The sequence below is a fragment of the Vibrio cortegadensis genome (assembly GCF_024347395.1).
In the GTDB taxonomy this organism is placed as follows: Bacteria; Pseudomonadota; Gammaproteobacteria; order Enterobacterales; family Vibrionaceae; genus Vibrio; species Vibrio cortegadensis.
On sequence record NZ_AP025472.1, the window covers coordinates 2,078,196 to 2,094,308 of the forward strand.

Genomic DNA, 16,113 nt, shown 5'->3' on the forward strand with positions numbered 1-16,113 from the left:
ACGAATAACAGGTAGCACTCATGTCTAAGCTGGTTTTAGTTTTAAACTGTGGTAGTTCTTCTCTTAAATTTGCTGTAGTTGACGCAGTATCTGGTGACGAGCATCTAACAGGTCTTGCAGAATGTCTGCATCTTCCTGAAGCTCGTATCAAGTGGAAACTTGATGGTAAACACGAAGCTCAACTAGGTAATGGCGCAGCACACGAAGAAGCACTAGCCTTCATGGTAGAAACTATTCTTGCTTCTAAGCCAGAACTTTCTGAAAACCTTGCAGCAATCGGTCACCGTGTTGTGCATGGTGGTGAAAACTTTACTTCATCAGCACTAATCACTGATGAAGTAATTAAAGGTATCGAAGATGCAGCGACTTTCGCTCCTCTTCACAACCCTGCGCACCTTATCGGTATTAAAGCAGCTCAAAAATCATTCCCAGCACTAAAAAACGTTGCTGTATTTGATACTGCTTTCCACACGACAATGCCAGAAGAAGCTTACCTATACGCGCTTCCATACAACCTATACACAGATCACGGTATTCGTCGTTACGGTGCACATGGTACATCTCACCTATTTATTACTCGTGAGTGTGCCACGCTTCTAGACAAACCTATTGAAGAAGTTAACATCATTAACTGTCACCTAGGTAACGGCGCATCTGTTTGTGCAGTCAAGAATGGCCAATCTGTAGATACTTCTATGGGCCTTACTCCTCTTGAAGGTCTTGTAATGGGTACTCGCTGTGGCGACCTTGACCCTGCTGTTATGTTCCACCTACATGACAAACTAGGCATGAGCGTTGATGAAATCAACACAATGTTCACTAAAGAGTCTGGCCTACAAGGTCTAACTCAAGTAACTTCTGACTGTCGTTTCGTTGAAGACAACTACGGCGAGAAAGAAGAAGCTACTCGTGCAATGGACGTATTCTGTCACCGTCTAGCTAAATACGTTGCAAGCTACACTGCAACTCTAGAAGGTCGTCTTGACGCTATCGTATTCACTGGTGGCATCGGTGAAAACTCAGCGCCAATCCGTGAAATGGTTCTTAACCGTCTTGCATTCTTCGGTATCGAAGTAGATAGCGCAGCTAACCTTAAAGCTCGTTTCGGCGGCGAAGGTACTATCACGACTGAAAACAGCCGTGTACCAGCAATGGTTATCTCTACTAATGAAGAGCTAGTAATTGCAGAAGATACAGCTGAACTAGCAGGTCTTTAATCGAATTTTCTGACTAGCTTCACTCGAAGCTAGTCAGATTTTTATCTAAGAAAAATGGGGCTCAACTTTTATTCCTACCCCTATATAAATGTTGGTAGGAACAGGAGTTGAGCTTTTTTCATTCCAATAGTTAAAGGTACTCCTCAATGTCCCGTACTATTATGCTTATCCCTACAAGCGCTGGTGTTGGTCTTACTAGTGTAAGCATGGGTGTTCTTCGCGCGATGGAGCGCAAAGGCGTAAGTGTTTCGTTTTACAAGCCAATCGCTCAACCTCGTAGCGGTGGCGATCAACCAGATCTAACATCAACTATCATTAGCACAAACAGCGACATCAAGATTGGTGAACCAATCGCGATGACTAAAGCTGAAGCGTTGATCGGTAGTGAAAAAATGGATGTACTTCTTGAGTCTGTTGTTGCGCAATACAACAATATCAACAAAGATGCAGAAGTAACGCTAATCGAAGGTCTAGTTCCTACTCGTAAGCACCCATTTGCTAACCAAGTGAACGCGGAAATCGCGAAAACACTTGGCGCGGAGATCGTATTCGTTGCGACTCCTGGTACTGACAACCCTACGCAACTTAAAGAGCGTATCGAAGTAGCATGTTCTAACTTCGGCGGTACTAAGAACAAAAACATTAAAGGCGTAATCATTAACAAGCTAAACGCTCCTGTTGATGATGCTGGCCGTACTCGCCCTGACCTATCTGAAATCTTTGACGATGCAGATAGCGATCAGCAAGCGAACCTTGAAGTGATGCAGATCTTCAACTCTAGCCCTATCCGTGTTCTTGGCTGCGTGCCATGGAGCATCGATCTAATCGCAACTCGTGCGGTTGATATGGCTAAGCACCTTAACGCTGAAATCATCAACGAAGGTGAAATTGCAACTCGTCGTATTAAGAGCATCACTTTCTGTGCACGTTCTCTACCGCACATGATCGAGCACTTCAAACCAGGTTCACTGCTAGTAACATCTGCAGACCGCCCTGACGTTATCGTTGCTGCAGCTCTTGCTGCGAAAAACGGTGTTGAAATTGGCGCAATTCTACTAACTGGCGGTTACGATATCCCAGAAAGCATTGCTAACCTTTGTGCACCTGCATTTGCGACAGGCCTTCCGATCTTCAAAGCGCAAGGTAACACTTGGCAGACGTCTCTTAACCTACAGAGCTTCAACCTAGAAGTACCTGCAGACGATAAAGAGCGTATCGAGTTCGTTAACGATCACGTTGCAAGCCACATTGATGGCCCTTGGATTGATTCTCTATCTGAAGGCACTCAAGGTATCCGTCGTCTAAGCCCACCAGCATTCCGTTACCAACTAACAGAATTTGCTCGTAAAGCGGCTAAGCGCATCGTTCTTCCTGAAGGTGATGAGCCACGTACTGTTAAAGCGGCTTCTATCTGTGCTGAGCGCGGAATCGCAACTTGTGTACTTCTTGGTAATCCTGAAGAAATCCGTCGCGTTGCTGCACAGCAAGGTGTTGAGCTTGGTGCTGGCGTTGAGATCATCGATTCTGCATCAGTTCGCGAAAACTACGTAGCTCGCCTAGTAGAACTTCGTGGCGCTAAAGGTATGACTGAGGTTGTAGCTCGTGAGAAGCTAGAAGATTCAGTATTCCTAGGCACGATGATGCTTGAAGCTGGTGAAGTTGACGGCCTAGTTTCTGGTGCTGTTCACACAACGGCGAACACAATCGTTCCTCCGTTCCAGATCATCAAGACTGCTCCTGATGCTTCTATCGTATCTTCAATCTTCTTCATGCTTCTGCCTGATCAAGTGCTTGTATACGGTGACTGTGCGATCAACCCAGATCCAACAGCTGAACAGCTTGCTGAAATCGCTATCCAATCTGCAGATTCTGCTGCGGCATTCGGTATCGACCCACGCGTTGCTATGATCTCTTACTCTACTGGTGAATCTGGTAAAGGTGCCGACGTAGATAAAGTACGTGAAGCAACCAAACTTGCTCAAGAGAAACGTCCTGATCTCGTGATCGACGGTCCTCTACAGTACGACGCAGCAATCATGGAAAACGTAGCCGCTTCTAAAGCGCCTAACTCTCCAGTTGCAGGTAAAGCGACAGTATTCGTATTCCCTGACCTAAACACGGGTAACACGACTTACAAAGCGGTACAGCGTTCAGCAGACCTAGTGTCTATCGGTCCAATGCTTCAAGGTATGCGCAAGCCAGTCAATGACTTGTCTCGTGGCGCTCTAGTAGACGACATCGTTTACACTGTAGCTCTAACGGCTATCCAAGCAGACCAAGCAGCTCAAGCTGAAGAAAAAGTAGTTAACTAAGATTATATAATCGAATTAGTTAGTAACAATTGCAAAGGCACGCTATAAAAATAGCGTGCCTTTTTTATTGATTTACGATTCAATGACAGGTTTAGTCGGATACCTTTTCCCAACTAGATACCAGATCAAAATAGTAAGTGGCGCACTCACCAGACCATCAATGGCATAATGCCAAGCCAATGTAAAAGAACCAATATAAATAACCAGAGCATATACCCAGAAAATCAGTCCAATTCTTTTATTTACCGAATACATTCCTAATGCCATCAAAACAGCCATAGAGACATGCATACTCGGCATTGCGGAGATTCCACTACCTAGAGTATCTTTTCCTGTTATATATGATTCCCACAAAACATCTTGAGTATTTAAAGCCCATATAAGAACTGGAGAACCTTGTTCTTTTAGCCACAAATTGTGTGATTGTAATAACTCCATCAGACCAACATATTGCTGATGCTCTGGGTTCAAACGCTCCATGAATACTGGCCCGGAGGAAGATAGTAGCATTGCTAATACACTGCCTAACAAAAACCAGCATAATATCCAACTAACAAGATAACGTGACCGATTAGAGCTAGTTGGAGATAAAAGGAAATAGCATAAAGTACCCCATAGAACAAAAAACCAAATGTTATAACTTAAACATATGAATGCAGTTACATAAGGGTGATTAAATACAAGGTAAAATAATTCCCAAGGGTTATGACCCCAAAACATCCACAAATCAATTTCATAGAATAGGATGTCAAATGAAAAAGAATGTAATAACGGAATCATCGCTTTAATTGTTGAGTAGCTGGAAATGAAAGTACTCAGAGCTGTCAGTAACATAAAGACAGAAATGATTTTTGCCCGAAATTGATAGCACAACTTAAATTTGAGCCAAAAACATTTTAAAGGATGAGTTTCACGACGAATAAGTAATAAGAAAAAGTAAAAGACAGACACTATGGAGATCGTTAACCCCAGAATTAACGGAATAATTGAAGTATATGCCGTTAAACTAATTTGATTATCGTACCCACTAAATCTGGCAAGTAAACTGACTGAGGTTACTATCACTGCTATCAAACCATATATTTCACGATCTTTTCTCAATAAATTAAGAACCTCACAAAGATCAGATTTAATTGTATTAATAACAGGAGATTTTGAAGCCTGAGCCAAATAGAACATCCATATACCATCTTTTTATTATCGTGCCGAAATCATATCACGCCTTATAAATTCAAAAAACTACAGACAACAAGATCTCCCATGGTCACTATCCAAATCAAGTAAAGGCCCTTTCGGTACCACTTGTGTTGGGTTGATCCCTGTATGGCTATAATAGTAGTGACGCTTGATATGGTAGAAATCGGTCGTCTCTTTGATGCCTTTAACTTGGTATAGCTCTTTTAAGTAACCCTGAATATGGGCGTAATCTGAAATTCTCTGCTTGTTACACTTGAAATGGCCGACATACACCGCATCGAATCTAACTAGAGTGGTAAACAATCTCCAATCCGCTTCTGTAATCTCGCTCCCCGCTAAATAACGGTGCTCACTAAGATGTGCATCTACTTTGTCTAACGCCTCAAATAACGCGTCGTAAGCCTCTTCATAAGCATCTTGAGTGGTAGCAAATCCACACTTATAAACGCCATTATTAATATTTGGATAAATATAATCATTCCATTCATCAATTTTCTTCGTCAGTGCCATAGGATAGTAATCATCCGTGTTGCCCGTTAATTCATTAAATTCCGAGTTGAACATACGGATAATTTCAGAGGACTCATTACTCACAATAGTATTGGTTTTCTTGTCCCATAATACAGGAACCGTTACTCGTCCTGAGTAACCAGGCTTGGCTTGAGTATAGATTTGATGCATATAGATATGACCAAACAAAGGCTCAGGCAAGCCCATTTTCCATCCCCCGCTCATCATATCCGGGCAGACCACCGTCACATCAATATGCTCGGTAAGATCTTTAAGTTCACGGAAAATCAGAGTCCGATGTGCCCACGGGCAAGCTAATGATACATATAGATGATACCGCCCACTTTCTGGCTGAAATGGTTCACCGACTTTATTCTCTATCCAATGACGAAAACCCGCATCTTCGCGAACAAATTTACCGCCACTTGATTTTGTGTCGTACCAAACATCGTGCCAAACACCTTCCACTAACTTACCCATAATCATCTCCTATCTGCCACTAATTCGATAAGGTTTATGAGCCCATTATAAAAAAAGCCAATTCATTCAAAACTAGAATAAATTGGCTTAGTTGTTCAGATAAATTGAAGAAGTTTAAACACAAAAAAAGCGCGACTCGATATAGCAGTCGCGCTTAAGCCTGTCACAGGCTGAAATAATGCTTATTTATTTAAGCATCGACCATCAAACAAGAAACTGCATGTCTATCCGATCCTTTAATTGCTGGTTTCTGCTTCGCACATGCCTCTGTTGCAATTGGGCAACGAGTACGGAAAACACAACCAGACGGAGGATTAATTGGCGAAGGTAAATCACCTTCTAACATTTCGATTTTCTTGTTACGTTCAAGTCTTGGATCTGGAATTGGTACCGCAGACATAAGCGCACGCGTATAAGGGTGTTTAGGATCTGCAAACAACGCATCCGATTCTCCTAACTCAACAGCGTTACCTAAATACATGACCAAAACACGGTCTGAGATGTGTTTAACAACCGAAAGGTCGTGAGCAATAAAGACAAGACTTAAGCCTAACTCTTTTTGCAATTCTTTCAGAAGGTTAACAACTTGTGCTTGAATCGATACGTCCAGTGCTGATACTGGTTCATCACAGATGATCATCTTAGGTTTAAGGATCAACGCACGAGCGATACCAATACGCTGACACTGACCACCAGAGAATTCATGCGGGTAACGGTTAATTACGTTTGGTAGCAAACCAACTTTAGCCATCATCTCTTTAACGCGATCTTTCACTTCTTGCTTTGAAAGTTCTGGATAAAAAGTTTCTAGCGGCTCAGCAATGATCGCACCCACTGACATTCTTGGGTTCAGTGACGCTAGTGGATCCTGGAAAATCATCTGGATCTCTTTACGAGTCTCACGGCGTTGTACTGATTGCATGCGAGTCAGGTCTTGACCTAACCACATTACTTCACCTTCAGTCGCTTCAACTAAACCGATAATGGCACGAGCAAATGTTGATTTACCACAGCCAGATTCGCCCACTACACCAAGAGTTTCACCTTCATATAAACGAACATCGACACCATCAACCGCTTTTAAGTTAGAAGGCTTAGACCATGGCCACGCAGATTTTGAAGCAATGCTAAAGTGGACTTTAAGATTCTTAATATCCAGTAATAGTTCTTTATTATCTACACTCATTTTTTCCAAGTCTCCCAGTCAGAAAAACATGCACGCTGACGATCAGTACCAAATGGCTGAAGGATAGGTGCTTCTTGCTTACAACGGTCCATTACGCGGTGGCAACGCTCTTGATAAGGGCAGCCTGGTGGTAGACGAAGTAAGTTCGGTGGGTTACCTGGAATTGTCGGTAAAATTTCACCTTCTGTATCCAGACGAGGAATCGCTTTCAGTAGACCTTCAGCATATGGGTGACTAGGCTCGTAGAAAATTTCATCAACGGTGCCATATTCCATAGTACGACCAGCATACATAACAAGAACCTTGTCACATGAGCCAGCAACGACGCCTAAATCGTGAGTGATCATGATGATTGCGGTATTGAACTCAGATTTCAGTTCATTCAACAAATCCATAATCTGCGCTTGAATCGTTACATCAAGTGCGGTTGTTGGTTCATCAGCAATCAGCAGCTTAGGGCGACACAATAGTGCCATTGCGATCATTACACGTTGACGCATGCCGCCTGAAAATTCATGCGGGTACATCGTAATACGCTTGCGTGCTTCAGGGATCTTAACCGCTTCAAGCATACGTACTGATTCTTCAAATGCTTCCGCCTTACCCATGCCTTTATGCAGCATCAGTACTTCCATAAGCTGATCGCTTACTTTCATGTATGGGTTCAGTGAAGTCATTGGATCTTGGAAGATCATTGCAATCTGTTCAGCACGAACTTTGTTCAATGCTTTTTCAGGTAGGTTCAGTATTTCGTTACCTTCAAACTTTGCGCTACCAGAGATAATACCGTTCTTAGCCAGTAGTCCCATAATTGCGAATACAGTTTGAGATTTACCTGAACCTGACTCACCAACAATACCAAGGGTTTCGCCCTGCTCTAGTGAGAAATTCAAATCGTTAACTGCGGTTACGATACCATCTTGCGTGGTAAATTCGACGCGCAGGTCTTGGACATCTAATAAGCTCATCATTCTTTCCTTATTGATTCTTATAAACCAAAAGATTTATCTGTCTTTTGGATCTAGCGCATCACGCAGGCCATCACCGATATAGTTGAAACAAAATAGTGTCACAATCATAAATATCGCTGGGAATGTTAATTGCCAAATAGCAACTTCCATTGTTTGTGAGCCTTCTTGAAGTAGAGCGCCCCAACTTGTCATAGGTTCTTGAACACCTAGACCAAGGAAACTCAGGAAAGATTCAGTTAAAATCATGCTTGGAACGAGAAGCGTTGAGTAAACCGCTACAATCCCTAATACATTTGGAATGATGTGGCGCTTGATAATATTCCAAGTACTTACACCAGAAACATGTGCCGCTTCGATAAACTCTTTACTACGTAAACTTAGCGTTTGACCACGTACAATACGAGCCATATCCAGCCAAGCAATTGCACCAATAGCAACGAAGATTAGGAAAATATTACGACCAAAGAAGGTTACTAATACAATCACAAGGAACATGAATGGAATTGAGTACAAAATTTCAAGAACACGCATCATCGCGCGGTCAACCTTGCCACCAATAAAGCCAGAAGCTGCACCGTAAACAGTACCAATTAATACTGCAACCAGTGCGCCCATAACACCAACCATAAGTGAGATTCGACCACCGATTAAGGTACGCACGAATAAATCACGGCCTAGGCTATCGGTACCAAATAGATGTTCCGATGACGGTGCTGCATGCATTGCATACCAGTCCGTATCATCGAAAGCATATTGGCTCAACATTGGAGCAAAAATTACCGCTAGTGAAATTATAGTTAGAACAAACAAGCTCACCATTGCTGCTTTATTACGCATAAAGCGAATTCGTGCATCTTGCCAAAGACTACGCCCTTCGATCTCTAAGTTTTCAGAGAACTTTTCCAGCGCATCTATATTATCTTTTTTAGTAATCATAGGAGCCGTCCTTAGTAACGAATTTTTGGATCAACGTAAGCCAGTAAAATATCAACGATAGCGTTGAATACAATGAAGAGGAAACCAATCAAAATGGTCACTCCCATTACTAGCGAGTAGTCACGGTTAAAGGCGGCATTAACAAATAGCTTACCAATTCCTGGCAGGCCAAAAATAGTTTCGATAACAACAGAACCAGTGATGATACCTACGAAAGCAGGCCCCATGTAAGAAACAACTGGCAACATTGCAGGCTTCAGAGCGTGCTTCACAACAATGTATGAATAGCTCAAGCCTTTCGCTCTTGCGGTACGGATAAAGTTACTGTTTAGAGTCTCGATCATGCTACCACGTGTGATACGTGCGAAAGTGGCAACATACAACATCGACATACCTAATACTGGCAAGATCATGTATTTCATTGACCCATCTAACCAGCCACCCGCAGGGAACCAACCTAGATTAATCGAAAACATGTAAATCAACGCAGGTGCTAGCACGAAGGATGGCATAACCACCCCGAGCATGGCCGAGGACATGATCGTATAGTCAAGCCAGGTATTTTGCCGCAGAGCTGCGATCGTTCCGACACTGACACCAAAGATAAGAGCGAAAATGAAGGCTACTGCACCGATTTTTGCCGAAACAGGCAAAGCAGAAGCAACGAGTTCATTTACGGTAAAGTCTTTGTATTTAAAAGATGGACCAAAGTCACCTTGGATAACATTGGTTAAATAGGTGGTGTATTGCTCAAACACAGGCTTATCAAGGCCGTATTTAGCATTAATATTCGCCATTACTTGGGGTGGAAGTGTTCTTTCGCTCGAAAAAGGGCTACCTGGAGCAAAGCGCATCAGGAAGAAAGAAACGGTAATCAATACCAACATAGTGGGTATTGCTTCCATCATTCGTTTTAAAATGAATTTCAGCATAATCTCACTCAATCTGTGACAATTTAAATATGGGAAAAGGCTGCATACACTTACTGTGTATGCAGTCTGATATTAAATTTTATTATTATAGGTAACGTTTACTCAGCGATGATGTACATATCTTTAGAGTAAAGTTTATCTTCAGCGTTGTTTTCTGCGTAGCCACCTACATGAGGGTTAACTAGACGCGCAGTTACGTACTGGTAGATAGGAGCAATCGGCATGTCTTTCGTTAGAAGCGCCTCTTGAGCGTAGTAAAGCTCTTTACGTTCTTCTTCAGAAGTTGCACGAATTGCATCAGCAGTTAGCTTATCGTATTCAGCACTCTTGTAGTGAATACCGCCAGTTGTGTTCTTGCCTTCCATTAATGAAGTAAATGTTGATGCTTCATTGTAGTCACCACACCAACCAGCACGAGCCGCTTCGAAATCGCCCTGCTTCTTAGTTTCTAGGTATGTTTTCCACTCTTGGTTTTCAAGAACAACATCCACACCTAGGTTTTTCTTCCACATAGAGCCAATTGCTACAGCAATTTTCTTGTGGTTTTCAGATGTGTTGTACAACAGCGTAAATTTAAGCGGGTTAGATTTGTTGTATCCAGCCTCTTCAAGAAGCGCTTTTGCTTTAGCATTACGCTCTTTCTGGCTTAGTTTACCGTAATCTGGAGTTTCAGGGCTGAAGTTCGCAACGATCTCAGGCGTTAGGAAGTAAGCAGGCTTCTGACCTTGACCAAGAATCGCATTTGCTACGATGTCACGATCGATTGTGTAAGAAATTGCTTTACGTACACGAACGTCATCAAATGGTGGCTTATGAGTATTGAAGTTGTAGTAGTAAGTACAAAGGTTACCTTTGATTGCTACAGACTCAGAATGTTCTTTTTGTAGACGACGGAAGTGCTCGTTTGGCAGGCTAGATGTAAAGTCAATTTCGCCTGATAGGAAACGGTTCATTTCAGCAACTTGGTTTTCGATAGGAAGGTAAGTTACTTTTGTTAATACTGTATTTGCGTTATCCCAGTATTTTTCGTTACGAACAAGTTCAATACGCTCGTTCACAACCCAGTTACCAACAGTGAATGCACCGTTACCAACAAAGTTTTCTGGTTTCGTCCACTTGTCGCCATACTTTTCAACAGTTGCTTTATGTACAGGCTTAACTGTTGTGTGACCCATCATCATTACGAAGTACGGTACTGGGCTTTCAAGTGTTACTTCAAATGTATTTGCATCAATTGCTTTAACACCTAAAGTTGATTTGTCTTTTTTCCCTGCAATGATATCCGATGCATTAACCATCGTTGTCATTTCTAGGTACCATGAGTAAGGTGATGCTGTGTTTGGATCAACTGCACGTTGGAAGCTGTAGACGAAATCGTCAGCCGTTACAGGATCGCCATTTGACCATTTAGCATCTTTACGAAGGTAGAACGTGAATTTTTTGTTATCTTCTGTTTCCCAACGCTCAGCAACACCTGGAATTGTTTTGCCGTTCGCATCTTGGTTAACTAGACCTTCTAGCAAGTCACGAATAACGTGAGACTCAGGAACACCTTCAGTTTTGTGAGGGTCAAGAGAAGCAACTTCAGTACCGTTACCACGGACGAGTTCTTGTACTTTTGCTAGTTTAGTTCCAGCTGGGACATCAGCTGCGAAAGTCGTAGTAGAAGTGGCAGCAACTGCCATACTCGCGCCTAGAAGAAGGGCCTGAGTGATTTTATTCTTATACATGCATTTAACTCCAAGTTTTATATTTTGCATCCATGACATCTTGGTAAGCTCACATAAACGGATAGTGATTTAGATTTATTTAGCTCAATTCCTAAGCATAAAAATCTAAAAACTTACTAAGATTGCAGCACACACTATCAATCATTGGACTATTTTGCCATTGAATATGGCAAGAAAACGCTAAACAACTACAGATTAAGCGTATATATAGTGTAAATAACTGAAAAAAATTAATGTGCCAGTTTAAATACTAACAATATCTTTCAAAAAACAGACTTTAGTATCACTACATCTAGATTGATGCATTTTTGCAGCATCTTATGCTAGATTTGATACGGAAAATTAACATTTTCCACACGACAGGTCTAATCAAAAGTAACATTTATACTAATAAACACCTTCATTTGTGAGGGTTATCACCGTTCCTAATATACACCAGTGATAAGCACTTGCTCCTGAGAAGTTGCGAAAAAATGTTAAATTTATAGAATTTAAAATGTTATTGCCGCTTATATAAAGCAAAAAAAAACCAGCCTAGAGCTGGTTTCTTGATATTCTTTCATCTGGATGTTTTTATCGCTAGGTTTTCCACCGCTCAGCCGCTTTTGCATCTGAATCTCGCGATTCTACCCAACGACTTTCTTGTGTGGTTCGCTCTTTTTTCCAAAATGGAGCACTTGTTTTTAAGTAATCCATAATAAATTCACACGCTTCAAATGAAGCACCTCGATGAGCACTAGAAACACCAACATAGACAATTTGATCGCCAATATCTAAATCACCGACTCGATGAATCACTCGAACTCCAAGCAGTGGCCAGCGAGCCTCCGCTTGGTCACAGATATCAGCAAGTGATTTTTCTGTCATGCCAGGATAATGTTCCAAACGTAATCCGATAACATCATCACCTAAATTCATATCGCGGACTTTACCCACAAAAGTTACAACCGCGCCTGCAGCTGTTCCTTTTGCCAGTATTTCGTACTCATCAGCAATCGAAAAATCATCATATTGAACTGAAACACGTGGATCCATCATTACCCCCCGGTAACCGGTGGGAAAAAAGCGACTTCATCACCACTTTTAATTTCAGATTCCAACGGCACTATCGCTTGGTTTACTGCTGCCAGCAATTTACCAGGTTCTAAAGCTAACTCCCATTTGCCTTGTTGAGCAAACAAGTGTGCACGAAGCTGTTCAACTGTCGAGAATTCCTCTTCTAGAGTCAATTCATCGATACCGATAAGTTCACGGGTTTGCGCAAAAAACAACACTTTAATCATGCATCCACCTTAAAGTGACCTGATTTTCCGCCAGTTTTTTCCAATAGGCGAATACCATCAATGATCATATCTTTCTGCACCGCTTTACACATGTCATAGATCGTTAGAGCAGCAACTGAAGCAGCCGTTAACGCTTCCATTTCAACACCTGTTTTACCTGCCAATTTACAGACAGATTCAATGCGAACTTTATTTTCTGATTCAATAGCTTCAAGTTGCACTTCTACTTTTGACAACAAAAGAGGGTGGCAAAGAGGAATTAGATCCCATGTTTTCTTCGCCGCTTGAATTCCAGCAATACGAGCAGTGGCAAACACATCACCTTTGTGGTGTTGGCCGGAGACAATTAACTGCAATGTTTCTGGTGACATATGAACAAAAGCTTCCGCTCTTGCCTCTCGAACGGTCTCAGATTTTGCAGATACATCCACCATATTCGCCTCACCAGAAGCGTTAATATGAGTAAATTGGTTCATCACTATTTCCTTAGTAAAAACTTAGCGCAACGACTTAAACAGATAGATGCGGCATGAAGTTACAAGGGCGATGACTTGCATCCATTTGCTGTTTGATGATCTTCGTCCAAGCAGTGCGACATGCACCCGTTGAGCCTGGCATTGCGAAAATAACAGTATGGTTAGCAAAGCCAGCGATTGCACGAGATTGAATCGTTGATGTACCGATCTCTTCGTACGAAACAGTGCGGAATAGTTCACCAAAACCTTCTACCTGCTTGTCAAATAGAGGGACCAATGCTTCAGGCGTGCTGTCACGAGAAGTGAAACCAGTACCACCAGTAATCATTACCGCTTGAATTTTTTCGTCTGCAATCCAATTCGATACAACCGCACGAATCTTATACATGTCATCAATTACAATTTTTTTGTCTGCTAGATTATGACCCGCTTCTTGCAACTGCTCAGCTAAGTAACCACCTGATGTGTCATTTTCTTCTGTACGTGTATCAGAAACGGTTAGTACTGCGATATTTGCCGGTTCGAATTTACTTTCAGCGTGACCCATTTGCTCACCTTTTTTAATTTGTTTGGAGTATGTGCACCGCTGACTATGCTCAGCCGTGCATAATTTTATTCGTCTAATTTTGGAGTTTAGCCGCCAATAGAGGCTAGATGTGGTGTCATTCCAGTATTTCCATCTTGCAAAAAGTGGCTTACGGATTTCGTTTGCAGCTGAGCTTGAATACGCTCAATAAGTTCAGCTTCTTGATTGTCCTGCTGCAAGAGATCTCGAAGCTCGACACCATGATCACCAAATAAGCATAGGTGGAGTTTTCCTTTCGCTGAAATTCTCAAGCGATTACAACTCTCACAGAAATTTTTCTCGTACGGCATGATCAGGCCGATCTCACCTTGGTAGTCAGCATGAACGAAAACTTGCGCTGGTCCATCGTTGTGAGAGCGAGCTTTCAAAATCCACCCATTCGCAATAAGCTGGTTACGAATCGCGACACCAGATACATGATGCTTATTAAATAGCTCATCCATTTCGCCCGTTTGCATTAATTCAATGAAACGTAGCTGAATTGGGCGATGTTTAATCCAGTTTAAAAATGCAGGAAGTTCGTGACTGTTTAAATCTTTCATCAGCACGACATTGACTTTAACTTGCTCGTAACCAACTTCAAATGCGCGGTCAATTCCAGACATAACCTCTTTGTATTTATTTTCACCGGTGATCTGATGAAACATACGAGGGTCTAAACTATCAACACTGACATTAATATGCGTCAAACCCGCATCACGCCAGTCAGCAACCTGCTTTTCCATCCGGTATCCATTAGTCGTGGTTGCAACTTTCTGAACACCTGAAGTACTCGCTACAGTTTGGATAATATCGAGGAAGTCTTTACGCAGACTTGGTTCACCACCTGTGATTCGCACTTTAGAAGTGCCACAGTCAGCGAAAGCTTTAACCACCCTTTTGATTTCAGGTAGCGCTAAAAAAGACGAGTTTTTCTGCCCCGAAGGCTGGTAGCCATCAGGTAGACAGTAGGTACACTTAAAGTTACAAACATCAGTAACCGACAAGCGCAAATAATAAAATTTGCGTTGGAATTTATCTTCGAATTGTTGTGCCACGGAACACCTTTCCAAATACGGGAGGCAGAATCATTTCCAATTCAGCCCTTGTGACAACATGTCACTGGCTCAAGTGGCTTATCATAAAAACACTTTACGATTAACGGATGTGCATTTATAACTTAGCCATTAGAGCTCGGAGTTATGGCAGCTATTAATAACTTTGACAGTTCAATAGCAGCTATGGGGTAAAATACTTAAAATCTATTTGTGAATCTAGCCTTAACTTGAAAAAACCTTACTGATCCCTCAATTTACTCCCTATTGAGTATTAGAGATTAACGAAATATTCTAAATTGTAGTTGGTTATGAATAAAATGAAGAAGAAAAGAATGAATTTATATTCATCAAAGAAAGTGGTCGCAATCGGTGGAGGACATGGATTGGGGCGAATGTTAGCGGCGCTTAAAGATTTTGGTTCCAATGCAACAGGTATTGTCACCACCACTGATAATGGCGGTTCAACAGGTCGTATTCGTCACTGCCAAGGAGGCATCGCTTGGGGAGACACTCGCAACTGCATCAACCAGTTAATTACCGAACCCTCTATCAGCTCGATGATGTTCGAATACCGATTCAAAGGCACAGGTGAACTTGATGGGCATAATCTTGGTAATCTGATGCTAACTGCACTGGATAACTTGTCGGTACGCCCTTTAGAGGCCATCAATCTTATTCGAAATATGCTTGGTGTTGATCTAAATATTGTTCCAATGTCCGAACACCCTTCTGACCTTACTGCACTATCTCTTGAAGGACAGTGGGTAACCGGAGAAACGAACGTTGATGAAATGGAACAAGATCTACGCCGCTTAGATTTATCACCAGAAGTACCGGCAACGAAAGAAGCGGTTTCTGCCATCCTTGAAGCCGACTGCATCATTCTGGGCCCTGGTAGTTTCTTAACCAGTATTATGCCTCCACTCCTCCTGCCCGAGATAGGGAAAGCAATCGCTCAAAATTTAAACGCAAAATTGATATTTGTTGAGAACCTATCACCCGAGTATGGTCCTGCTGGGAGGATGTCGCTGAAACAAAAAATCGAGTGGTGCGAACGTTCATGTCAGGCACGTAAGGTTGACGCTATCTTAGGCGACACACCGCATCCTGAGCTAGAACAAGATTGGAACTGCGTAACGACAGAATTAGCCTCTCCCAACCGCGATTGGCGTCACGATCGAGAGAAACTACAACAAGCCATTGAATCACAACTACTATAATAAGTTGCGGTCATTAAACGGCGCGACCATTAATTCAACA

The 16,113-nt window shown here is 42.2% G+C and carries 15 protein-coding genes and 1 riboswitch; of the genes, 3 read left to right on the forward strand and 12 right to left on the reverse strand.

Features of this window, described 5'->3' with window-relative positions; translation table 11 throughout:
- The first annotated feature begins 20 nt into the window (after positions 1-20).
- Both OCV39_RS09785 and pta read left to right on the forward strand, forming a co-directional pair.
- Complete coding sequence (locus OCV39_RS09785; protein WP_017099050.1) at positions 21-1,217, forward strand: acetate kinase; 1,197 nt, start codon at positions 21-23, stop codon at positions 1,215-1,217.
- Between the two features lie 146 nt (positions 1,218-1,363).
- Positions 1,364-3,529: a phosphate acetyltransferase gene (gene pta, locus OCV39_RS09790; RefSeq protein WP_261888387.1), complete on the forward strand. Its 2,166-nt coding sequence runs from the start codon at positions 1,364-1,366 to the stop codon at positions 3,527-3,529.
- A gap of 72 nt (positions 3,530-3,601) precedes the next feature.
- Here the strand turns inward: pta and OCV39_RS09795 are convergent, their stop codons facing one another.
- From OCV39_RS09795 to moaA, 12 genes are all read right to left on the reverse strand, one after another.
- Positions 3,602-4,699, reverse strand: coding sequence for a phosphatase PAP2 family protein (locus OCV39_RS09795; protein WP_261888388.1), 1,098 nt, complete (start codon positions 4,697-4,699; stop codon positions 3,602-3,604).
- Positions 4,700-4,768: 69 nt separating this feature from the next.
- A complete protein-coding gene (locus OCV39_RS09800) occupies positions 4,769-5,716 on the reverse strand; it encodes a glutathione S-transferase family protein (protein WP_261888389.1) in 948 nt (315 codons plus the stop codon).
- Positions 5,717-5,906: 190 nt separating this feature from the next.
- Positions 5,907-6,902: a murein tripeptide/oligopeptide ABC transporter ATP binding protein OppF gene (gene oppF, locus OCV39_RS09805; protein WP_171757065.1), complete on the reverse strand. Its 996-nt coding sequence runs from the start codon at positions 6,900-6,902 to the stop codon at positions 5,907-5,909.
- A complete protein-coding gene (gene oppD / locus OCV39_RS09810; RefSeq protein WP_171757071.1) occupies positions 6,899-7,870 on the reverse strand; it encodes an ABC transporter ATP-binding protein in 972 nt (323 codons plus the stop codon). Before oppD ends, oppF begins: the two co-directional genes overlap by 4 nt.
- Positions 7,871-7,906: 36 nt before the next feature.
- Positions 7,907-8,809, reverse strand: a complete 903-nt coding sequence (gene oppC, locus OCV39_RS09815; protein ID WP_113799975.1) for an oligopeptide ABC transporter permease OppC — start codon at positions 8,807-8,809, stop codon at positions 7,907-7,909.
- 11 nt (positions 8,810-8,820) lie between these two features.
- Positions 8,821-9,741: an oligopeptide ABC transporter permease OppB gene (gene oppB / locus OCV39_RS09820; RefSeq protein WP_017051495.1), complete on the reverse strand. Its 921-nt coding sequence runs from the start codon at positions 9,739-9,741 to the stop codon at positions 8,821-8,823.
- Positions 9,742-9,839: 98 nt separating this feature from the next.
- On the reverse strand, positions 9,840-11,471 hold the full coding sequence (locus OCV39_RS09825) for an ABC transporter substrate-binding protein (RefSeq protein ID WP_113799973.1): 1,632 nt from the start codon (positions 11,469-11,471) through the stop codon (positions 9,840-9,842).
- 579 nt (positions 11,472-12,050) lie between these two features.
- Entirely contained in the window at positions 12,051-12,506 is a 456-nt protein-coding gene (gene moaE, locus OCV39_RS09830; protein WP_113799971.1) for a molybdopterin synthase catalytic subunit MoaE, read from the reverse strand.
- A gap of 2 nt (positions 12,507-12,508) precedes the next feature.
- The gene (gene moaD, locus OCV39_RS09835; RefSeq protein WP_113799968.1) at positions 12,509-12,754 is read right to left on the reverse strand and encodes a molybdopterin synthase sulfur carrier subunit; all 246 of its coding nucleotides are present in this window, start codon (positions 12,752-12,754) and stop codon (positions 12,509-12,511) included.
- Entirely contained in the window at positions 12,751-13,230 is a 480-nt protein-coding gene (gene moaC, locus OCV39_RS09840) for a cyclic pyranopterin monophosphate synthase MoaC (RefSeq protein WP_261888390.1), read from the reverse strand. Before moaC ends, moaD begins: the two co-directional genes overlap by 4 nt.
- A 34-nt stretch (positions 13,231-13,264) precedes the next feature.
- A complete protein-coding gene (gene moaB / locus OCV39_RS09845; protein ID WP_017051490.1) occupies positions 13,265-13,777 on the reverse strand; it encodes a molybdenum cofactor biosynthesis protein B in 513 nt (170 codons plus the stop codon).
- Positions 13,778-13,863: 86 nt separating this feature from the next.
- Positions 13,864-14,853, reverse strand: coding sequence for a GTP 3',8-cyclase MoaA (moaA, locus tag OCV39_RS09850; RefSeq protein ID WP_017051489.1), 990 nt, complete (start codon positions 14,851-14,853; stop codon positions 13,864-13,866).
- Positions 14,842-15,005: riboswitch (molybdenum cofactor riboswitch) on the reverse strand. (Overlaps the previous gene by 12 nt.)
- Before the next feature lie 180 nt (positions 15,006-15,185).
- Between moaA and OCV39_RS09855 the strand changes: the two genes are divergently transcribed.
- Positions 15,186-16,073 carry a YvcK family protein gene (locus OCV39_RS09855; protein WP_029203240.1) on the forward strand — a complete coding sequence of 296 codons (888 nt, stop codon included), beginning with the start codon at positions 15,186-15,188 and terminating at the stop codon, positions 16,071-16,073.
- Positions 16,074-16,113: the final 40 nt, after the last annotated feature.